General features: G+C 68.2%; 19 protein-coding genes. 8 read left to right on the top strand and 11 right to left on the bottom strand.

The genetic code is table 11. From position 1 onward, the window contains the following. Nucleotides 1–70: 70 nt before the first annotated feature. The 6 genes from AC6LKG_RS17375 (at nt 71) to AC6LKG_RS17350 (ending at nt 5,352) form a co-directional block, all read left to right on the top strand. Complete coding sequence (locus AC6LKG_RS17375; protein ID WP_498166256.1) at nt 71–1,267, top strand: aminotransferase class I/II-fold pyridoxal phosphate-dependent enzyme; 1,197 nt, start codon at nt 71–73, stop codon at nt 1,265–1,267. Nucleotides 1,268–1,339: 72 nt separating this feature from the next. After that, a complete protein-coding gene (locus tag AC6LKG_RS17370) occupies nt 1,340–2,161 on the top strand; it encodes an ABC transporter substrate-binding protein (RefSeq protein ID WP_498166240.1) in 822 nt (273 codons plus the stop codon). Between the two features lie 17 nt (nt 2,162–2,178). Next, entirely contained in the window at nt 2,179–2,868 is a 690-nt protein-coding gene (locus AC6LKG_RS17365) for an amino acid ABC transporter permease (RefSeq protein ID WP_006386293.1), read from the top strand. Next, nucleotides 2,861–3,550 (top strand): amino acid ABC transporter permease, encoded by a 690-nt coding sequence (locus AC6LKG_RS17360; protein ID WP_498166238.1) that lies wholly within the window; start codon nt 2,861–2,863, stop codon nt 3,548–3,550. Before AC6LKG_RS17365 ends, AC6LKG_RS17360 begins: the two co-directional genes overlap by 8 nt. A gap of 62 nt (nt 3,551–3,612) precedes the next feature. Next, on the top strand, nt 3,613–4,347 hold the full coding sequence (locus AC6LKG_RS17355) for an amino acid ABC transporter ATP-binding protein (RefSeq protein ID WP_054479247.1): 735 nt from the start codon (nt 3,613–3,615) through the stop codon (nt 4,345–4,347). 48 nt (nt 4,348–4,395) lie between these two features. Next, nucleotides 4,396–5,352 (top strand): LysR family transcriptional regulator, encoded by a 957-nt coding sequence (locus AC6LKG_RS17350; RefSeq protein WP_156515861.1) that lies wholly within the window; start codon nt 4,396–4,398, stop codon nt 5,350–5,352. A gap of 109 nt (nt 5,353–5,461) precedes the next feature. Here the strand turns inward: AC6LKG_RS17350 and AC6LKG_RS17345 are convergent, their stop codons facing one another. The 6 genes from AC6LKG_RS17345 to AC6LKG_RS17320 all read right to left on the bottom strand — a co-directional run bounded on the left by AC6LKG_RS17345 (nt 5,462) and on the right by AC6LKG_RS17320 (nt 11,211). Further along, nucleotides 5,462–6,187: an RES domain-containing protein gene (locus AC6LKG_RS17345; RefSeq protein WP_498166237.1), complete on the bottom strand. Its 726-nt coding sequence runs from the start codon at nt 6,185–6,187 to the stop codon at nt 5,462–5,464. Nucleotides 6,188–6,197: 10 nt separating this feature from the next. Beyond that, nucleotides 6,198–6,854 (bottom strand): hypothetical protein, encoded by a 657-nt coding sequence (locus AC6LKG_RS17340; protein WP_064523920.1) that lies wholly within the window; start codon nt 6,852–6,854, stop codon nt 6,198–6,200. Nucleotides 6,855–6,969: 115 nt separating this feature from the next. After that, nucleotides 6,970–8,661, bottom strand: a complete 1,692-nt coding sequence (locus AC6LKG_RS17335) for a nicotinate phosphoribosyltransferase (RefSeq protein WP_498166235.1) — start codon at nt 8,659–8,661, stop codon at nt 6,970–6,972. Nucleotides 8,662–8,681: 20 nt separating this feature from the next. Beyond that, nucleotides 8,682–9,524 carry a ribose-phosphate diphosphokinase gene (gene prs, locus AC6LKG_RS17330; protein WP_498166234.1) on the bottom strand — a complete coding sequence of 281 codons (843 nt, stop codon included), beginning with the start codon at nt 9,522–9,524 and terminating at the stop codon, nt 8,682–8,684. A 91-nt stretch (nt 9,525–9,615) separates the two neighbouring features. Continuing rightward, nucleotides 9,616–10,266 (bottom strand): NUDIX hydrolase, encoded by a 651-nt coding sequence (locus tag AC6LKG_RS17325; RefSeq protein WP_063583150.1) that lies wholly within the window; start codon nt 10,264–10,266, stop codon nt 9,616–9,618. A 72-nt stretch (nt 10,267–10,338) separates the two neighbouring features. Then, nucleotides 10,339–11,211: an aldo/keto reductase family oxidoreductase gene (locus AC6LKG_RS17320; protein ID WP_498166232.1), complete on the bottom strand. Its 873-nt coding sequence runs from the start codon at nt 11,209–11,211 to the stop codon at nt 10,339–10,341. A 110-nt stretch (nt 11,212–11,321) separates the two neighbouring features. On the opposite strand from AC6LKG_RS17320, the gene AC6LKG_RS17315 reads away from it, so the two are divergent. Continuing rightward, nucleotides 11,322–12,221 carry a LysR family transcriptional regulator gene (locus AC6LKG_RS17315; RefSeq protein ID WP_498166230.1) on the top strand — a complete coding sequence of 300 codons (900 nt, stop codon included), beginning with the start codon at nt 11,322–11,324 and terminating at the stop codon, nt 12,219–12,221. Nucleotides 12,222–12,329: 108 nt separating this feature from the next. Here AC6LKG_RS17315 and AC6LKG_RS17310 read toward each other — a convergent pair whose 3' ends face one another. The 5 genes from AC6LKG_RS17310 to imuA all read right to left on the bottom strand — a co-directional run bounded on the left by AC6LKG_RS17310 (nt 12,330) and on the right by imuA (nt 19,580). Continuing rightward, nucleotides 12,330–13,358, bottom strand: coding sequence for a MerR family transcriptional regulator (locus tag AC6LKG_RS17310; protein WP_238919423.1), 1,029 nt, complete (start codon nt 13,356–13,358; stop codon nt 12,330–12,332). Nucleotides 13,359–13,662: 304 nt separating this feature from the next. Next, entirely contained in the window at nt 13,663–14,043 is a 381-nt protein-coding gene (locus AC6LKG_RS17305) for an I78 family peptidase inhibitor (RefSeq protein WP_498166227.1), read from the bottom strand. A gap of 204 nt (nt 14,044–14,247) precedes the next feature. Beyond that, nucleotides 14,248–17,475 carry an error-prone DNA polymerase gene (locus AC6LKG_RS17300; RefSeq protein WP_498166226.1) on the bottom strand — a complete coding sequence of 1,076 codons (3,228 nt, stop codon included), beginning with the start codon at nt 17,473–17,475 and terminating at the stop codon, nt 14,248–14,250. Between the two features lie 7 nt (nt 17,476–17,482). Further along, nucleotides 17,483–18,952, bottom strand: coding sequence for a Y-family DNA polymerase (locus AC6LKG_RS17295; RefSeq protein ID WP_498166224.1), 1,470 nt, complete (start codon nt 18,950–18,952; stop codon nt 17,483–17,485). Next, nucleotides 18,882–19,580 carry a translesion DNA synthesis-associated protein ImuA gene (imuA, locus tag AC6LKG_RS17290; protein ID WP_054502749.1) on the bottom strand — a complete coding sequence of 233 codons (699 nt, stop codon included), beginning with the start codon at nt 19,578–19,580 and terminating at the stop codon, nt 18,882–18,884. Before imuA ends, AC6LKG_RS17295 begins: the two co-directional genes overlap by 71 nt. 317 nt (nt 19,581–19,897) lie before the next feature. On the opposite strand from imuA, the gene AC6LKG_RS17285 reads away from it, so the two are divergent. Continuing rightward, nucleotides 19,898–20,959, top strand: coding sequence for a methyl-accepting chemotaxis protein (locus AC6LKG_RS17285; RefSeq protein WP_498166222.1), 1,062 nt, complete (start codon nt 19,898–19,900; stop codon nt 20,957–20,959). The last annotated feature ends 10 nt before the right edge of the window (nt 20,960–20,969 follow it).

The raw sequence follows: 20,969 nt of genomic DNA, 5'->3' as shown, positions 1-20,969 counted from the left end.
CCACACCCCGACCCAAACTCCGACGCAAACCCCGACCCAGCCGCAACCCCAGCCCTCGCAAGCCGCCAGCATCGTCGCCGACCGCATCAAGCGCATCAAGCTGTCGCCCAGCGTGGCGGCGCGCGCCATCATCGCCGAGCTGCGCGAGCAGGGCCGGCGCATTATCGACCTGACGATCGGCGAGCCGGATTTCTCGACGCCGGAGCATATCCGCCAGGCGGCCACGGCCGCGATGAACCGGGGCGAGACCAAGTATCCGCCGGCCCAGGGCACGGTGGCGCTGCGCAAGGCGGCGCGGACGCATCTGCTGGAAGCGACCGGCGTCGATTACCCGGCGGCGCGCATCATTGTCAGCACGGGCGCCAAGCAGGTGATTTTCAACGGGCTGGCGGCGACGCTGAACGACGGCGACGAGGTGCTGATTCCGGCGCCGTTCTGGGTGTCGTATCCGGACATGGTGCTGGTTAACGGCGGGGTGCCGGTGACGGTGCCGACCACGCCGGCCACGGATTACAAGCTGACGCCCGAGGCGCTGGAGCGCGCCATCACGCCGCGCACCAAGTGGCTGATGATGAACGCGCCCAGCAATCCGACGGGCTCGGTCTACACTGCCGACGAGCTGCGCGGGCTGACCGCGGTGCTCGAGCGCCATCCGCATGTCTGGCTGATGACGGACGATATCTATGCGCGGCTGAACTTCACCGACGCGCCGACGGTGCATCCGTTGCAGGTGGCGCCAGCGCTGGCGGCGCGCACGCTGGTGGTCAATGGCGTGTCCAAGGCCTATGCGATGACGGGCTGGCGCATCGGTTACGGCGCCGGGCCGGACGAGCTGATCAAGGCCATGGCGATTCTGCAGTCGCAGAGCACGTCGGGCGCGTCGTCGGTGAGCCAGGCGGCGGCGCTGGAGGCGCTGTCGGGGCCGCAGGACTGCGTGACGGAGTTCGCCCGCGTGTTCCGCGAGCGCCGCGATCTGGCGGTGGCGGAGCTGTCCGGCACGCCGGGGTTGGCGATCGTGGTGCCGCAGGGCGCGTTCTACGTGTTTCCGGATTGCTCGGGGCTGCTGGGCAAGCACACGCCGGCAGGCGTCGAGATCCGCACCGATACCGACCTGACGCATTACCTGCTGCGCGAGGCTGGCGTGGCGGTGATCGACGGCCATGCCTATGGCGCGCCGGGCACGTTCCGGCTGTCGTTCGCGGCTTCGCTGGACGATATCCGGCAGGGCTGCGCGGGCATCCGCGAGGCTTGCGCCAAGCTCGTCTAGTTGTTCCCGGGCCCGCCAACGAGCGGGCCGGTTCCGTTTTTCTGTTCAAACCACAACACAAGGGGAATCACCATGAAACGCCATTCACTTATCGCCGCCTGCCTGGGTCTGGCCGCGTTGTCGCTGGGCGCTGGCGCCCGCGCTGACCAGGTCGCGGACATCAAGGCCCGCGGCGAATTGATCTGCGGCACGTTGGGCACGTCGCAGCCGTTCAGTTTCCAGGACGCGGCGACGCGCCAGTTGGTGGGCTATGACGTGGACGTGTGCAAGCTGGTGGCCGACAAGCTGGGCGTGAAGATCAGCTACAAGCTGCTGTCGGTGGCGGCGCGCGTGCCGGAGCTGAACGAGGGGCGCGTCGACATCCTGGCGGCGAACCTGGGCTATTCGCCGGACCGCGCCCAGCAGATCGCTTTCAGCCACGCGTACTACGTCAGCCCGCAGAAGCTGCTGGTGCGCAAGGATTCGGGGCTGGACACGATTGAGTCGCTGAACGGCCACCGCATCGGCGCCACCAAGGGGTCCAGCTCGGAACGCGAGATCAAGCGCATTCTCGATAAGTCGCAGGTGATCGGTTACGGCGACAGCTCGGCCACGTATCTGGCCCTGCAGCAGAAGAAGGTGGACGCGCAGTTCGCGTCGGAACTGGTGCTGGTGCGCCTGGTGCTGCAGAGCCCGCCGACGGCGCCGGTCAGCGTGATCGCCAAGTCGGTGTTCGACGAGCCGTGGGGCCTGGGCGTGCGCAAGTCGGAGCCGGGCATGCTGACGGTGGTGAACCAGGCGCTGGACGAGGCGGAAAGCTCGGGCGCGGCCGCGCGGCTGTTCGACAAGTGGTTCGGCCCGCAGACGCCGTACAAGCTCGAGCGCGGTTTCAAGATCGGCCCCATCGCGGGCTGAGCGCCGGTGCCCGCGCAATGAGCTTACTTGACGCTTCGCAATACCAGCTGCTGGCCAGCGGCATGGTGGTGACGCTGCAGCTGTTCCTGGTGTCCTGGGTGATGGCGTTCACGATCGCGGTGACGCTGGTCGTGGTGCGCGCCACCAACCTGGCGCCGTGCCGCTGGCTGGTCGACGCCTATGTGGAATACCACCGCAACGTGCCGCTGCTGGTGCAGGTGCTGTTCTGGTACTTCGGCATGCCCGAGCTGCTGCCGGAGGGTTTCCGGATGTGGCTGTACCAGCACAACGCCGAGATGTCGCTGGCGGCGATCGCGCTGGCGCTGGGGTCGGCCGCCTACATCGCCGAGGACATCCGCAGCGGGCTGCGCGCCATTCCGGGCACGCAGTTCGAGGCGGCCCGGGCGCTGGGCGCCAGCTACCTGCAATGCATGCGCTTCGTGATCGTGCCGCAGGCGGTGCGGATTTCCATCCCGCCGCTGGTGGGCCGCGCCTTGCTGCTGTTCAAGAACACCAGCGTGGCCATGGCCATCGGCGTGATGGAACTGACCTACCAGGCGCGCGAGATCGAGAACGAGACCTACCGCACCTTCGCCACGTTTGGCGCGGCGACCCTCATGTACCTGTTGGGATCTTTCCTCATCATGCTGATCGGCTCGCGCATCTATGCGCGCTACCGCCTGAACCGGGGAGGCCACGGTGCTTGATCTCCTGTCGCAATACTGGCCGACGCTGCTGGTCGGCCAATACCCCAATGGGCCGCTGGGCGGGCTGGCGCTGACGCTGATCCTGGCGTTGTGCGGCCTGGCGCTGTCGCTGCCGCTGGCGCTGGCCATCGCGCTGGCGCGGGTCAGTCCGTTTGGCTGGCTGCGCGTGGCCAGCAAGACGCTGGTGAACGTGGTGCGCGGCATGCCGCTGCTGATGCTGATCTTCTGGGCCTATTTCGTCATTCCGAAGCTGACGGGGCAGGTGATCAGCGGCTTCTGGACGCTGATCGCGGCGCTGGTGGTGTACGAGAGCGCCTATCTGTCGGAGGTGATCCGCTCGGGCATCGAGGCGGTGCCGCGCGGCCAGATCGAGGCCTCGCGCTCGCTGGGCGTGGGCTACTGGACGACGATGCGCCGGGTGGTGCTGCCGCAGGCGCTGTTCAACGTGCTGCCCAGCATGACCAGCCAGTTCGTCTCGACCATCAAGGAGACCTCGCTGGGGTATGTGATCAGCGTGAACGAACTGACGTTTGCCGCCAACCAGGTCAACAACGTGGTGCTGACCAAGCCGCTGCAGGTGTTCGGCATCCTGGCCATCATCTATTTCCTGGTGTGCTTCAGCCTGAGCCGCGGCCTGTCCTGGCTGGACCTGCGCATCCGCCGCCAGCGCGCCATGGCCTAGGGCCCGTGCGAGGCCCCTTTTAGCGAGAACAGGCCCTGAGCCGGCGCTTATCGGAATTCATCATGATCAAGCTTGAGAAAGTCAACAAATGGTATGGCGCGCATCACGTCCTGAAGGACGTGGACCTGTCGGTCGCGCGCGGCGAGGTGCTGGTGGTGTGCGGGCCGTCGGGCTCGGGCAAGTCCACCATGATCCGTACCATCAATCGCCTGGAACCGATCGAGAAGGGCCGCATCCTGATCGACGACGCCGACATCTACGGCAAGGGCGTCAACCTGAACGCGCTGCGCCAGAAGATCGGTTTCGTGTTCCAGCAGTTCAACCTGTTTCCGCACATGAGCGTGCTGGATAACGTGGTGTTCGCGCCGGTCAACATCCGCAAGCAACCGCGCAAGCAGGCCACCGAACTGGCGCGCCAGCTATTGGCGCGGGTGGGGCTGGAGCACAAGATCGACGCCTATCCCGGCTCGCTGTCGGGCGGCCAGCAGCAGCGCGTGGCGATCGCCCGCGCGCTGGCGCTGCAACCGCCGGTGATGCTGTTCGACGAACCCACCAGCGCGCTCGACCCGGAGATGGTGGGCGAGGTGCTGCAGGTGATGAAGGGCCTGGCCAAGGACGGCATGACCATGGTCTGCGTGACGCACGAGATGGGTTTCGCGCGCGACGTGTGCGACCGGGTGGTGTTCATGGATGCGGGCGAAATCCTGGAAGTTGATACGCCGGAGCGCTTCTTCAGCGCGCCACAGCATCCGCGGGCGCAGCGGTTTCTGGCGGATATTCTGCATCCGCGGGGGTAGGGCGGGCGCGCAGCCGCGCCCGCGTCGACGATAATGCGAGGGTTCTTCATGCATTTCACATCCACCGCCGCGATGTACACCCTCAAACAGCTGGAGGCGTTCTACTGGAGCTCGCAACTGGGCAGCTTCAGCGCGTCCTCGCGCAAGCTGCACACGACCCAGTCGGCGGTCGCCAAGCGGGTGGGGGAGCTGGAAGCCTTTGCCGGCGCGCCGCTGTTCGAGCGCCGCGCCAAGAAGCTGGTGCTGACGGCCCAGGGCCGCAAGCTGTTCGAACTGGCGCGCGAGATGCTGGACCTGAACAGCCGCATCGTGCAGAACATGGCCGATCCGGCCAGCTTCGAGGGCGTGGTGCGGCTGGGCGTGACCGAGCTGGTCGGCATGACCTGGCTGGCGCGGCTGGTCAACCAGATCAGCCTTCGCTATCCCAAGGTGCAGTTGATGCCCGAGATCGATGGCGGCATCACGCTGTACGAGCGGCTGGAGCAGGACCAGCTGGACCTGGCCATCATGCCGGGGCCGTTCTGGAGCTACCAGTACGACTGCGTCCACCTGGGCGCGGTGACGAACGTCTGGATGGCCAGCCCGTCGCTGGACATCGATTTCTCGGCCAGGCTGGCGCCGCAGGACCTGGCGCCGTACCCGGTGATTTCACAGCCGACCAATTCGGCGCTGTCGCATCTATACGATGCCTGGTTCGCCGAGCAGGGCCTGTCGGTCAAGCGGGTGCTGACCTGCAACAGCCTGGGCATGATGGCGCAGTTGACCATGCTGGGGCTGGGCATCAGTTACCTGCCGGGAGCGTATTTCGCGCCGCTGGTCGAGCGCGGGGCGCTGTGCCAGCTGGATGTGCAGCCGGATCTGCCGACGATCAATTACTACGCGGTGCACAAGAAGAGCATCGTCAATCCGGTGGTGTCGCGGGTGATCGATATTGCGCGGGAGGAATGCGCGTTCGAGGTGGCGGGGGCGTTTCTGCCGCATGTGCCGCCGGCGGTGGGGAAGTAGGGTGGGGCATTGCTCCCGGCCGGTGGGCGTCGGGGCGGTTCCATCCTGGCACGCCTCGTGCCTACCAGAACGGAACGCCTCCCAAAGAGCGGGTTTACTTTTGCGCCCTTCAACGTTGGCGGAGCATGGGCCGCGTTGCGCTCGGCGCAGGTTCGCAGAGCGCATCGGCGCGCAGGGCTTCGTAGGCAGCGCTTTTCCCGAATGATTCGTGCGTGACCAGGGCGCCTGCCTTGAGGTCGGGCAGAATGTCGCTGCGGATGGCGATCGCCTGATGCCCCCGCACCCGCCTGGAGGGATAGCAGAAGCCATCGGGCCTCGCATCCGGTTCACGGCTCATCATGGCTTCGCGAAGGCGATGGCCGATCCAATGGCACGCCTCGTAGTCGCTCGATGAGATCGTGTCGTGGATGCCAAGCTTTGCACACGCTTCCCCTGACAGGTTCCAAATGCGGAGGTCGCGGGCGAAGGCCAGGGTGCCGATGACGCCGGTTTCCACTGCCGATGGAGGTATATAGAAATTCCCCGCGCGCGTGGCGTCGTTTCGGACGAGTTGGCCTTCCCAAATAGCGGTAGGGAGGTCCCGGGCGAGATAGAGCCAAGCGTAAGGCAGTGGCTCTTCCCCCTGACGCAACGCCATCGGTGGACCGAACCGATAAACGTTGATCAGGACTTCCGGCAACAGGTATCTTGCGTCGCCGGCCGTGCGGTATAGAACGGTGCCCGCCGCCAGCCGCTCGACGGAATGGGTCAGCGCGGCCAGCAGGGCGGCGGTACTGGGAACTAGTGCCTGTAGGTGAGACGGCGGCTCGTAACGCGTTGGTTCATCAAATGGCATACGACCGATTTCAATCAGTCATGCCCCTTCCTGCATACCGTGCAAGCGCCAGAACCCGCTGCAACCGTTCTGCCGTTGGAAGCGAGAGCAGTCGCGCCTGTGCGGGCGATACTGCGCCTCGATTTTCAAACGGCAGCCCCGCCAGCATTTCCGCGGGTGATAGTTCATTGAGGTCGTCTTGCTGGGTAACGAAAAAAGCATGAAGCTCGAACTGCAACACTCCACGCAACTCGGTGATGACGTGCGGCAAAAGGCTGGGAACCGGATCAACGAACTGCCAGGCCGGGAACATGCGCCCGTTCTGCTTCGCTGAGGGCTTCACGCAATAGAGCTTGCCGGCCTTGTCGTATCGATACAGGGTCGTCAACGCGCTCAGCTTTTGCTTGGCCACCACCTCGGCGGGAGACCACATGGTAACTGGCAGCGCGGTCGCCTTTTCTTCAGGCAGCGCTAGATTTGCGTCACATCCCAACCAGTCTTCGAGCTGTCGCACAAGAATGCTCAGCAGGGCATCCGTGTGGCCAGGTTTTTGGAGCGGGGAAAGCTCCTTGGCCAGCGTGGACGCCATGCTTTGGATCACTGCGTGGGGATCGCCTGGATAGCTTCCATTGACAATCGCCCGGACATCTTTGGGGGTTGCCTGGTACTTTCGGGTGGGCAGGCCCATGGTCATCTCCTCAGGCGAACAGTCAGGTTGATTGCCAGCTTAGCCAATTTTTTTCAGTTTTTCCATTTTTCCCAGATTTATCGAGGACGAAGTCCCGGCTGCTTCGTATGCCTCATCAACGCCGTCCCCAATCAATGCTCCCCGGCTCCGGACAAACCCAGGACCCCTGCAACCGTTCCCGGATCTGCGCCAGATCCTGCTCCACCAGCAGAACCCCATCCCGGAACACCGGCACCAGCGCGCCGCCAGCCGCCTGCTCCGGCGTCTGCTGGTCGTGCAACACATAGCCCGTCGCCGTTTCATCCACCCGCAGCAAGCCCTTGGCCGACCGCTTCACGCCGGAGTCGGTGACTGGGTCCTTGACCAGCTCCTGCGGTTCGCCATTGACCTCGGCATACGTCGCCTTCAGCGCCCAGCCGAAGCTGTCGCGCGTCAGGTATTGATAGGTGTACGAGCCAATGCCCAGGACCACGTTGCCCGACGCGAAACCCTTTCTTTCCAGCCGCACCAGGATGTCGCGGCCACGCGCCAGGGTTATCGAATCGCCGTAGATCAGGCCGACGTGCGGGTCCAGCAGCTTGTAGCCGCGCTCGGTCACCACGCCGCCGAAGATGTTCCACAGGCATTGCACCGCGCCTTTGGCTTCGGCCTCGCGCAGCGCCTGGCTGGCGCGGGCGTCGTCGTCCAGGCGCCAGTAGCGGCCGGTCTCGATATCCCGCACGGCTTCGAAGCCGTCGCGGCGGGCGGCGGCCAGGGCTGCCGTGTCTTCGATGCTGGGGACGTCGGCGCAGAAATAGCCGGTCAGGATCTTCACGGGATCGCCCGAGTCCGGGCGAAACACCACCTTGGCGTTGCCGAAGGGATCGGGCTGGCGCGCCAGGATCTCCGGCTTCAGCGCGGCGGCGAAGTCGGTGACCACTTGCCAGAAGTCCCAGGTGTCCGACACCACCGACACGATGCCGGCCGGATAGACCTGCGTGACCAGGCGGCGGATGGTTTCGATTTCGCCTTCCTTGCTGCCCAGGCACATGACCGAGTGTTCGGTCGCGGGCACCGAGCCGCCGACCAGTTCACGGTCGGAATCGGCGCCGTACAGGTCTTCCAGGTAGTCGATGGCGGGAATGGTGTCGGTGCCGGTGAACGACAGCAGGTGGCCGGCGCCGCTCTTGCGCGCGTCGTACAGGCCGGCCATGCCGCGCATCGAGAAGTCGTGGCCTTGCCAGTTGACGAAATCCATCGGGCTGCCGGTCAGGCGGGCGAAGTATGTCAGGAGCTTGCGGTATTCGAAGGCGATGGTGGCCACGGTGGACGGCTTCCACGATTCGCAACTGAACAGCGTTTCGATGTAGGTGACCAGCCAGGCGAATTCGGGCCTGGTGTTGACGAAGGTGACGGGCGGCACGCGGATGTCGACGCGGGCGCCTTCGGGCAGGGAACGGATTTCCAGCGGCAGATAGCCCAGGTCATACAGCGCCTGCAGGTGATCGACGGTGACCGCGCCCTTGCTGAGCGCATTGTCGACGCGGCGCTGGTATTGGCGCACGGCCGCGCCGGCGGGCTTGCCGAAGAATTCGCGGTTGAACAGGTCGATCAGGATTTCCTTGATGAAGCCTTGCAGGCCGAACCAGACGATCTTGTTGTCGAACAATTCGGGCAGCACCGGCGCCAGCCGGGCCGAGCGCGGGGTGAAGTTGGCCAGGATCTTGTTGGTGCCCCTGGGGTACTGGAAGGGGTGGCCGGTCTTGTAGAAGTCGGCTTGCAGCAAGGGGTTGATGCCGTTCTTGGTGGCGGGGATGGGGGCATTCATGATGGAGTCCTTCTTCGTGCTCAGTTGTTGGGGGTGACGACCACGGGCGCGCCGGCGCCTTCGCTGGCGGTCCAGTCATAGGCGGTGTAGATCCCGGCGTAGCGGGCGTTCAGCTCGGCCAGGCCTTTGCTGAAAAGGCCGTGGGTCACGTACAGGTAGAGCGGCTGGTCGGTCTTGTCGCGCAAGGCGGCGGCCAGTTCCAGGAAGGTGCGGCCACCGTCGCAGATGTCGTCGACCACCAGCACGGGTTGCGCGGGGATGTCGTCGGGCACGCGGGTGTCGGTGATGCGGCCGGTTTGCGGGTCGCGGACTTTTTCGGCGTAGCGCACGTCGGCCACGCCCAGCTTTTTGGCCAGGGCCTGCACCCGCTTGCGGGCGCCGGCGTCGGGCGCCATCAGGGTGACGCCGTTGGAGAAGGCGGGGTTGGCCAGCGCGTTTTTCAGGAAGGCGGCGGCGTCGATCACGCGCACGCATTGCAGCAGGGCGGGGGTGACGTCGCTGTGCGGTTCGACCACGGTGACGGTGGCGTATTGCTGGTCGTTGATGAGCTTGCAGAACACCGCCGCGCCAAGCGCCTCGCCCGGATTGCAGACGCGGTCCTGGCGGGCGTAGGGCACGTAGGGCATGTCCAGGTGCACGGGCGCGGCCGGGTTCAGGCGGCGCAAGGCGTCGGTCAGCAGCAGCAACTGCATGACCTCGTCGGCCGATTTCAGCAGGGCGTGGATGTGGAATTCGCTGGCCGCGTCGGCGCGGGCCTGCAAGGCAGCGGGCACGGTGACCTGGCTTTCGCCGCCGGGGAACACGAACGCGCTGGGCGTATCGGTGTGGCGTTGTCCTTCTACTACCGCGGTGAGGGTGAACATGATTTGGCCTTAGTGGCAAATTAAAACTAAGTGAGGCAAGTATAAGCCTACTTATTGTTTGTTTGCAACTAAGATGGGGTCGGGCGCGAGGTCAGCCGACGCTGCGGTCGAACAGGGCGAAGTCTTTCAGGCGGTACAGGCGGGCGGGACGCTGCGCGCCCAGCGCGTAGTCGTCGGTAGCTTCCAGCACGTCCCAGGCTTCCATCTTGCGGCGGAAGTTCGATTTCTCGAGGGTGGTCTGGAGGATGGCTTCGTAGGTGCGCTGCAGCTCGGTCAGGGTGAAGCGTTCGGGCAGCAGGAAGAACGGCAGGGTGGAGTAGCTGGATTTGCCGCGCAGGCGGGCCACGGCGGCGGCGACGATGTCGGCGTGGTCGAAGGCCAGCGGCGGCAGCGCGTCCACGCTGACGAAGCGAAAGCCCGCCGGGGCCGCCTCCAGTTCGGCGGCCGGCACCAGCGCCACGTAGGACACCGACAGCGACCACTTGCGCGGGTCGCGGCCGGGGCCGGAGAACACCTGCAACTGCTCCAGGTAGCGCGGCTCGAAGCCGGTCTTCTCGCGTAGCACGCGGCGGATGCTGGCTTCGGTGCTGGCGTCTTCGTCCACGTGCACCACGCCGCCGGGCAAGGCCATGGCGCCCTTGAACGGCGCGCGGTCGCGCGGGTGCAGGGCGATTTCCAGGCCGGTCTCGCGCAGGGTGAGCAGGACGGCGTCGACGGTGACGAGGGGCTGTGGGTGGTCCAAGTGGGGTTCCGGGCGTGGCACTTCGGGGTAAGGTGCCACTATGCGGCGGATTGGTCAACCGCGCCCATTGAACTAGCCCGCGGCGCCGATCCCGTCCAGCTCGGCCACGGCCCGCGGCGGCAGCGCCAGGCTGGCCGCGGCGACGTTCTGCTGCAGGTGTTCCAGTGACGAGGTGCCCGGGATCAGCAGGATGTTGGGCGAGCGTTGCAGCAGCCAGGCCAGCGCGGCCTGCATCGGCGTGGCCTGGCAGTCGGCCGCCACGCGCTCCAGCGTGGCCGATTGCAGCGGCGAGAAGCCGCCCAGCGGGAAGAACGGCACGTAGGCGATGCCATCTTGCGCCAGCTGTCCGATCAGCGCGTCGTCGGCGCGGTGCGCGATGTTGTACTGGTTCTGCACGCAGACGATGTCGGCGATGCCGCGCGCCTGCGCCACCTGGCGCGCGGTGGCGTTGCTCAGGCCCAGGTGGCGTATCAGGCCCTTGCGCTGCAATTCGGCGAGGGTGGTGAAGGACGGTTCGATGTCGCCTTCGGCGGGGCCGGCCACGTCGAACATCAGGCGCAGGTTGACCACGTCCAGCACGTCCAGGCCCAGGTTGCGCAGGTTGTCGTGCACGGCCGATTCGAGTTCGGCGGGGGAATTGGCCAGCAGCCACGAGGCATCGTCGCCCCGGCGCGCGCCGACCTTGGTGACGATGACCAGGTCGTCGCGGTAGGGGTGCAGCGCTTCGCGGATCAGCTGGTTGGTGATGTGCGGGCCGTAGAAATCGCTGGTGTCGATGTGGTTGATGCCGAGTTCGAGCGCTTCGCGCAGCACCGCCAGGGCCTGCGCCTTGTTCTTGGGCGGGCCGAACACGTGCGGGCCGGCCAGTTGCATGGCGCCGTAGCCCAGGCGGTTGACGGTCAGGTCGCCCAGTGAATAGGCGCCGGCTTGTTGAATCGAGGTCATGACTTGCTCCGAGGCAGGGGAATGAGAGCGAGTCTAGGGCGGCGCGGGGCGTGCGACAATCCCTGGTAATCGCACAGCTTGTGCAAAATAGCGAACAATCGGGACCCGTCATGTCCAACCTTCAAGACATCAGCGCCTTTGTGGCGGTGGCCACGCATGGGGGCTTTCGCGGCGCGGCGCGCCAGACGGGGACCAGCGCGTCGCAGTTGAGCGAAGCGGTGCGCCGGCTGGAAGCCCGGCTGGGCCTGCGGCTGCTGAACCGCACCACGCGCAGCGTGGCGACCACGGCGGCCGGGCAGCGCCTGTTGGAGCAACTGACGCCCGCGCTGGACGCGGTCGAGTCGGCGCTGGACGTGGCCAACAATTTCCGCGACCGGCCGGCGGGCCGGCTGCGGCTGAATGTGCCGCTGGCGGCATCCAGGCTGGTGCTGCCGCGCATCGTGCCGCCGTTCCTGGCGCAGTATCCGGAGATCCGGCTGGAGGTCATCGTCGACGATCGTTTTGTCGAGCTGCTGCAGTCGGGCTGCGACGCGGGCATCCGCTACGAGGAAAGCATGGACCAGGACATGGTGGCCGTCCCGATCGGGCCGCGGCGCCAGCGGATGGCGGCGGCCGCCGCGCCGGGGTATCTGGCCCGGCATGGGCGGCCGCAACATCCGCAAGACCTGCGCCAGCACCTGTGCCTGCGCGGCCGTTTCACCAGCGGCGCGATGCCGGCGTGGGCGTTTGAACGCGACGGCGAGTCCGTCACGGTGGAGGTGGATGGTCCGCTGATCGTCAGCCTGGGGGCGGCGGTGGACCTGGCGGTCGATGCGGCGGTGGCGGGCGCCGGAGTGGTCTATCTGTTCGAGGACTGGCTGCAACCGTACCTGGATCGGGGCGAACTGGAGCCGGTGCTGGCTGACTGGTGGCCCAGCTTCACCGGCCCCTTGCTGTATTTTCCGGGCCGGCATTATCTGCCGGCGCCGTTGCGTGCCTTCGTGGATTTCGTCCAGGCGGCGCGCTGGTAGCGCGGTCGCGGCTGCGACTGTCGCCGCTACCGCTACCGCGATAGTGACCTCGGCCTCGACCTCAACCGTAACCGCGTCGGCACCCGTGTCTGCGGACGCCGACGCCGCTTAGCGCGCCGCCGTCAATGCGCCCATGGCCTGGCGCATGAAAGCCAGCGTGGCGTCATCGGCCCAGGTGCCGGCGGTCAGTTCGGGCTCGGTCATCAGGGCGTGGCGGAATTTCGCGTGGGTCGCGGGATCGTTGCCGGCGTAGCTGCAAAACAGTTCCAGCCATTGCCGCGCGAGTTCGCGGCCGGCGGCCGAGTCGGGCGCCTGCCCGGCATCGATCGCGTCGCGCACCCGCGCCATCAGGGCCGGCCATTCGCCGGCGCGGTCGTGATAATGCGCCCGCATGAACCGGGCCTCGTCCGGCGTCAGGTGTTTTTCGTAGAGCCGCAGCTTGCTTTCGGAGAAGGCGCGCACCACGTAGTCGCGCATGGCCGGCGAGATACCGATGTGTTCCTGCATGGCCGGTTCCCGTTCGTGCATCTGGTTGAGCTTCACGAGCAGGCGCGCATCGCCGTTGGTGTCGCGCAGCAGCAGCGTCATCCAGCGCAGGGCCAGCGCCTGCGAACGCGGGTCCTCGGGCGGGGCGCCGTCGTCCATCTGCCGGCGCACGTCGGCGATCAGCGCAAGCCAGCCGGCGTCGTCGTTCGGGCCTCGGCGGTACATGGGCAGACGCGCCAGTTCTTCCTGGGAGAAATATTTGTCGTACATGTTCATCAGTTCCAGAGTGGTCAGCCAATCGGCCAGTTCCGGCTCCGCTCCCATCGCCAACTGGCCTTGCAACTGCGCGAGGCGTTCGCGCAGCCGGGTGGCATGTTGGATCTGGCTGTCGAGCATCGCGATCTGTCTGGCGATGATCTCGTCCAGCGGCGTGCCGGGCTGGTCCAGGTAGGCGCCGATCTCGGCCAGCGGCAATCCGAAGCGACGCAATGCCTGTATCTGGTGCAGTCGGGCGATGTCGTCGCGGCCGTAGAGCCGGTAGCCGTTGTCGGCGCGCGCCGAAGGCGTCAGCAGGCCGATCGCGTGATAGTGGTGCAGCGTGCGGACGGTCAGTCCGCTGCGCTTGGCCAGTTCTCCTACTTTCAGTCGCATGGGGTTCCTTCGTGAATGGCGCAGGCCGAACTTTTGGGCATGACGTTACGTAAGGGTCAAGCGTTGGCGGATCGATTTGTGGATCGATTCGTGGGCCGGGCGTGCAGGGAGGCGGTCGCGCCGGCAAGCTTGCTGGCGCGCCGGCCCGGCCCTGCCTGTGGGACCGGCCGGTCGTTCGCTGGGGGATGGATGTCCGCGGGCGGGGCGGCCCCGGGGGTGATGTCCATGGACGACCCGGGCAACCGCGCCGTCTGGAAGAAGCGGGCGCGGGGCGAGTGCCCGTGGCGCCCGTCGCGCCGTGACGTCAGCCGCAGCGGATCGCCGTCATCACGTCCTTGTCGTCGACGATCAGGTTCAGGCGGGTGTCGTTGTATTCCATGGTGACCAATTGGCCCGGACGCAGGATGCGGGCCTTGGTGGCGCCGCTGCGGCTGCGCAGGTCTTCCATGACGGACTCGGTGGCCTTTTGGCCGATCTGGGATTGCAGCGCGCTGGCATCGCAGGTCTTGCGGGCGCTGGCGGACGGGGTGGAAGACGATGCGTACGAGGCACCGGACGCGCTGTCGGAGGCGGTGGGCGAGCTGGCACTGCTGGAGGAGGCGGATGAAGAGGAACGCGGGGCCCCGGTGTTGGCGCAGGCGCTCAGCGTGGCTACCAGCAGAACGGGAATCAGCTTGCGGATCATGATCACTCCTAAAAAGAAAACACTTCCACGGCACGGCCATCACGCGGGCTGGCGGGCGGCGCGGAAAATCCATCATAGACCAGCCGCCCGCGCCGCGCTTGGCCGAGGCATGCGGTCGGACCCCGGGGCGTCGCCGTGGCCGCCGCGCCTCTGCGCCGTGCCCGGTGGAACAGGGGGCCAACGTCTCGCCGCCGCGCGCCGCCATCAGTGGAAATTGCGGCTGGGCGTGGTCAAGCCGCCCAGCAGTTCGGACAGGTCCACCAGCCGCTGCGCGATCAGGTGGCGCACGCCGTCCACGCTCTGCCACGATCCATACACGCCCAGCAGGCTGGCGCCGAGCAGCTCGCGGCGCTGGCGTTCGATCAGTTCGGGGCGCACCACCACGTTGACCGGGCCGGTTTCGTCTTCCAGCGTGACGAAGATCACGCCCTTGGAGGTCTGCGGCCGCTGGCGCACGGTGACGATGCCGCAGGCGCGCGCCACGCGCTTGTCGGGGTAGCCGTTGAGCACGCTGGCCGGCTGGAAATTGCGCGCCGCCAGTTGCGGCCGCAGCAGCTCGACGGGGTGGCGCCGCAGGGTCAGGCCGACGCTGCGGTAGTCGGCCGCCACGGTCTGGTTTTCAGTCGGCGCGGTCAGTTGCGGGATTTCGGTTTCGTGGATGGCGGCGTCGCGCAGCAGGTCGCGGCTGTGGACGCTGGCGGCGGCTTCCCAACTGGCCTGGCGGCGGTGGCCGGCCAGGGTGCGCAGGGCGTCGCCGGCGGCCAGGGCGTTCAGGTCGTGGCGCGTCAGGGCGGCGCGGCGGGCCAGGTCGCCGGTGCTGGTGAAGGGGGCGTCGGCGCGGGCCGCCTCGATGCGGCGGGCGCTGTCTTGGTGCAGGCCCTGGATCAGGCTCAGGCCGAGACGCACGGCGGGGCGGATTTCGTCCGGCGGGGGGGCGTGAGGATGGGGCCGGCGCGGCGGCGCGTCGACGGGCGCGGGCTCCAGCGCCGCGTCCCAGCCGCTGACGGTCACGTCCACCGGCAGCACCCGCACGCCATGGCGGCGCGCGTCCTGCACCAGTTGCGCCGGCGCGTAAAAGCCCATGGGCTGGGAGTTGAGCAGCGCGGCCAGGAAGGCCTCGGGTTCGTGGCGCTTGAGCCAGGAACTGGCGTAGGCCAGCAGCGCGAAGCTGGCGGCGTGGCTTTCGGGGAAGCCGTATTCGCCAAAACCTTCGATCTGGCGGAACAGCGCCTCGGCGAATTCCAGCGTGTAATTGTGGGCCAGCAGGCCGCCGACCAGCTTGGCGCGGTATTTGTCGACGCCGCCCTTGCGCTTCCAGGCGGCCATGGAGCGCCGCAACTGGTCGGCATCGCCCGGTGAGAAGCCGGCCGCGACCACCGCGATCTGCATCACCTGTTCCTGGAAGATGGGCACGCCCATGGTGCGGCTGAGCACGCCGCGCACTTTCTCGCTGGGGTAGCTTTCCTTTTCCTTGCCCTGGCGGCGGCGCAGGTACGGATGCACCATGCCGCCCTGGATCGGGCCGGGCCGCACGATGGCCACCTGCACCACCAGGTCGTAGTATTCGCGCGGCCGCAGGCGCGGCAGCATGGTCATCTGGGCGCGCGATTCGATCTGGAACACGCCGATGGTGTCGGCCTCGCAGATCATGTCGTAGGTGGGTTCGTCGCCTTCGGGAATGTCCTGCAGCCGCAGCGGCTGGCCGCGGCGCTGGCCGGCCAGTTCCAGGGTGCGGCGCAGCGCCGAGAGCATGCCCAGCGCCAGCACGTCGACCTTGAGCAGCTTGAGCGCGTCCAGGTCGTCCTTGTCCCACTGCACCACGCTGCGGTCGGCCATGGCGGCGTTTTCGATCGGCACCAGCCGCGACAGCTTGCCGCGCGAGATGACGAAGCCGCCCGGGTGCTGCGACAGGTGGCGCGGAAAACCCATCAGGGTCTGGGCCAGCGCGGCCCACTGCCGCGCCATTTGCGATTCCGGGTCCAGGCCGCAGGCGCCCAGGGTGCGCAGCATTTCCTGCTTGCTGTCCCACCACTGGTGGGCGCGCGCCACCGCGTCGATCACGCCCGGGTCCACGCCCAGCGCGCGGCCGGTGTCGCGCAGCACGCTGCGCGGGCGGTACGAGATCACCACGGCGGTCAGGGCGGCGCGCTGGCGGCCGTACTTGCGGTAGATGTACTGGATCACTTCCTCGCGCCGCTGGTGTTCGAAGTCGACGTCGATGTCGGGCGGCTCGTTGCGTTCCTTGCTGATGAAGCGCTCGAACAGGTTGGTGCCGCGGCGCGGATCGACCTCGGTGATGCCCAGGCAGTAGCAGACCGCCGAGTTGGCGGCCGAACCGCGCCCCTGGCACAGGATGCCGTTGTTGCGGGCGTACAGCACGATGTCGTAGACGGTGAGGAAGTAGGCCTCGTATTGCAGGTCGGCGATCAGCGCCAGTTCCTTTTCGATCTGTTCGCTGACGTGGGCCGGCGTGCCGCCCGGAAAGCGCCGCGCGGCGCCGGCCAGGGTTTCCTGGCGCAGGTAGGTGGCGGGGGTGTGGCCGCGCGGGATGATTTCGTCGGGGTATTCGTAGCGCAGTTCGTCCAGCGAGAAGGCGCAGCGCCGCGCCACCACCAGGGTCTGCGCCAGCGCCTCGGGCGGATACAGGTTGGCCAGCCGCATTCGGGTGCGCAGGTGCTGCTCGGCGTTGCCCGACAGCGCGTAGCCGCATTGCGACACGGGCTGGTGGGTGCGGATGCTGGTCAGGGTGTCGTGCAGCGGCTTGCGCGAGCGCACGTGCATCTGCACCTGGCCCAGCGCGACCACCGGCAGGTCGGCGGCGCGCGCGGCGTGGTCGACGGCGGCGCGGTGCAGGTCGTCGCGCGAGCGGTACAGCAGGGTCAGGCCGACCCAGGCGCGGCGCGGGAAGGTGGCGGCCAGCCAGCGCGCCTGCTGCGCCATGCGGTCGGGGTCGTCGCCGTAGACGGGCGACAGGATCGCCAGGCATTCGGGCAGGTGGCGCAGGTGTTCGTAGCCCGGCGGTGGATGGGTGAGGTCCTCGGGCGCCAGCCGGTATTCGCCCTTGGGGGCGCGGGTGCGGGCCAGGGTGATGAGTTCGGACAGGTTGCCGTAGCCCTCGCGGGTCTGGGCCAGCAGGGTCAGGTCCAGCGGCGCGGCCTCGGGGCCGGCGCGCAACCGGAAGGTGGCGCCGATGATGAGCGGCAGCTTCTGGGTCTTGGCTTCGACGTGGGCGCGCACCACGCCGGCCAGGCTGCATTCGTCGGTGATGGCCAGGGCGGCGTAGCCCAGTTCGGCGGCGCGGGCGGCCAGTTCCTCGGGGTGCGAGGCGCCCTGCAGGAACGAGAAGTTCGACTGGCATTGCAGTTCGGCGTAGCCGGGCAACCCGACAGGCGGACCGGGGGCGTCATCATGCGGATCGTCGGGCGCTTGCATGGCGGAGTCAGGCGTACAGCCCGTGCAGGTGCCAGCGCGCGTGCGCGTCGTCGCGCTCGCGGTAGATCCAGTAGCGCGCGCCGGCGGCGTCCTCGGCCACGAAGTAGTCGCGCACGGTCAAGGCCGGGTCCCACCAGCCGCTTTCGATGCGTTCGGGGCCGCGCATCAGCCGCAGTGCCTGGCCGGCGTATTGCGGCCGGTGGCCGGCGAGTTTGAGCGGCAGCGGCGGGTCCAGCAGCCAGAAGGGGCGGTCCAGGGGTTCGGGCTGCGGTTCGGGGCGCGGCGGCGGTTCCAGCGCGTCGCCCCAGGCATTGGCGGCTTCGGGCCGATGGTCGGGGATGGGGCAGGCGTGGCGCACCTGGTCGCGGCCCAGCCGCGCGGTCAGCAGGTCCAGCAGGCGGGCGTGGTCGGCGGCGGTGCCGCCGGGTTCGGGGAACAGCGTGGTGCTGGTGGCGGGCTGTTCGGTGGTGTCGGGCGCGAGCAGCGTCACCGCGATCACCGGCGCTTCGAGCGTCAGGCGGCCGAGCTTTTCGCGCAGCAGGTTGAGGATCTGCGGCGCCTGCCACACGGGCTGGGCCAGCGCCAGTTCCAGGTCGGTGGGTGGGCGCGCATGGCGGCCGCGTTCGTGGTCCAGGCGCAGCAGCACGCGCCGCACCGCCAGTTGCCGAGCCGCCAGCCAGCCGCCCAGTTGCTCGGCCAGGCGCCGCGCCACGGCCAGCACCGCGTCGGTGTGTTCAAGGTATTCCATCAGCTCGATGCGGCGCTCGAAGCGCGGCGGCGGCTCGATCCAGCGGTGCAGTTCGGGCGACTGGCCATAGGCCGCGTCCAGCGCCTGCAGCAGGTCGGGCGCGCTGCGCCGTTGCAGGCCGGCGCGCGGCAGGGCGCGCAGGTCGGCCAGGGTGTGGCAGCCGATGTCGTTGAGCCAGTCCAGGCGCGGCCGGGCCTGGGGCAGCAGGGCCACGGGCAGGGCGTCGAGCCGGCGCGCCAGCGTGCGCGGGGTGAGCACCCGGCGCGCCGGCCGGCGTCCGCCGCGGTGCGCCAGCAGCCAGGCGCCGGCGGCGGTGGGCGCCATGCCCAGCGACACGCGCAGGTCCAGCGCGGCCAGCGTGGCGGCCACGCGCCGGTGCAGCGCGCGCGGCCCGCGGAAGAACAGCAGGCTGGCGCCGACGTTGAGCAGCACGGTGTCTGCGTCCGCCAGCGCGACCTCGGGGGTGTATTGCAGCAGCGCCAGCGCCGCGCCTTGCAGGGTGTCGGCCTCGGCCAGCGGGTCGCGCGCCAGCAGTTCGACCGTGGGCGCGATGGCGGCCGCGCCGCCGCGGCGCATGCCCGGGCGCACGCCGGCCTGGCGCGCGGCGGGCGTGAGGGCGGCGACGCGTTCCTGGTCGAGGACCGCGTAGGCCTGCGCCTCAAGCGGCCAGTGCGGGCGCAGTGCGTCCAGCGGCAGGCAGCGCAGGCAGGCGGCGATCCAGAGGCGCATGGCGGGTGGGCGCCAGGACGCCGGGCTCCAGGCCCACGTACAGCGGGGCCTCGCAGACCGGTCCGCGGCGCTTGAGGATATGGACGGACAGCCCACCCGGCGCGGGCGCGAGCGCCAGGCGCAAGGGGGCGGGAGTGGCGTGCTGCGCCGCGCTGGCCGGGCGCAGGGCGACGAACAGCAGGTCGCTGGCCTGGGCCGCCAGGTGCAGCCGGCGCAGCGATTCGGGGCGCACGTGGGGCAGCCAGCAGAGCAGGGCGCCGCAGCTGCCGTTTTTCAGGATCTGTTCGGCGGCCCAGAGGGCGTCCAGCGGTTTTTCGGGGGCGACCCAGAGCAGTTGGCGCGGGTCGAGCCGCCAGCTCATCCAGCTGGCGATGTGCGGCGCGTGCGGCGGCTGCACCAGGGCGATGGCGCGGCGCGTTTCCAGTTGCGCCAGGGCCGGGCGCAGCAGGCGGATTTCACCGATGCCGGGTTGCGGCGCCAGCAGCTCGATCAGCGAGCCCAGCGGCCAGCCGCCGTCCGGCAGCTCGGCCGACAGGGCGGCGTGGCCGGTGGGCAGGCTGCGGGCGGCGCCGCGCGCCAACTGGGTGGCGCGCCACAACGCGGGATGGATCTGTTCTGGCGACGGCATGGCGGGCGGACGACCCGGTTTTCCTGGGTGAAGATTCGGTGGGCGGCGGTACGGCCGGGCAGGGAAGCGCCTGTCCGGAATCGCTTGTTGCTGTATGAATATACAGTATTTTACCCGACCCGCAAGGCACCGGATGTATCTGTCGCTTGCACCGTATTGGTGCGCGCCGCAAGGCCCGCTTCGAGGCGCGATGCGCCGTCGCCACCCGCGCCACGCCCCTGGCAGGTGCCGGTCATTAACCCGTGCACGGCTTGGCACGCTTCCTGCTTCTGTCCCCATGTCACCGTCTCCTCACGCAACAACGTCCAACAAAAGGAGTGCTGAACATGGCCCATCAACCCGAACGCATCGTCGAACTGTCACGCCGCGTCGAGCGCATTTCGAACGAGAAGATCGAGAGCATCGTCGACATCAACCAGCAGGCCAAGTACTTGTCGCTGAACGCGCGCATCGAAGCCGCGCGCTCGGGCGAGGCGGGACGCGGTTTCGCGGTGGTGGCCAACCAGGTGCAGTACGTGTCCGAGCAGATCACCGGCATCGCCGACGCGCTCAAGGAAGAGTTGGCCGGGTCCATCGCCGACCTGATCCGCATCGGCGAAAACACTCTGCACGAAATCCGCGGCTACGAGGGCCGCCGCCTGGGCGACCTGGCGCTGAACATGATCGAGACCATGGACCGCAACCTGTACGAGCGTTCCTGCGACGTGCGCTGGTGGGCCACGGATTCCGCGGTGGTGCGGGCCTTGCAGGAACCCGGCGCCGACAGCGCCCGCCACGCCAGCGGCCGGCTGGGCGTGATCCTGGACAGCTATACCGTTTACCTGGACCTGTGGGTGGCCGACGCGCAGGGCCGGGTGGTGGCCAGCGGCCGCCCGGACCGCTATCCCCAGGCGCGCGGCGCCGACGTCAGCCAGGCCGAATGGTTCCGGCGCGGCATGGCCACGGCCGACGGCGGCGAGTACGTGGCCATGGACATCGACAGCGAGCGCCTGCTGGACGGCGCCCACGTCGCCACCTACGCCACTGCGATCCGACGCGATGCCGACAAGCAGGGCGAACCGCTGGGCGTGCTGGGGGTGTTCTTCGACTGGAGCCAGCAGGCCGACAGTATCGTCAGGTCGGTGGGATTGTCGGAAGAGGAGTGGGCGCGCACCCGCTGCCTGCTGGTCGACAGCCGCCAGCGCGTCATCGCCGCCTCGGACGGCCCCGTGTCGCTGAAGGAGCGCTACGTGCTGCGCCACGACGAGCGGCCGCGCGGCTACTACGAAAACGCCGATCGCGGCCTGGTGGGGTTCTCGCTGACGCCGGGCTATGAGACCTATGCCGGCCTGGGCTGGTACGGCGTCATCGCGCAGCGCCCGCGCGACAGCTTCGAATAGGGGCGGCGCG

The sequence above is a fragment of the Achromobacter sp. 46006 genome, from assembly GCF_059761975.1.
This window is presented reverse-complemented; position numbering and strand designations above follow the sequence as displayed.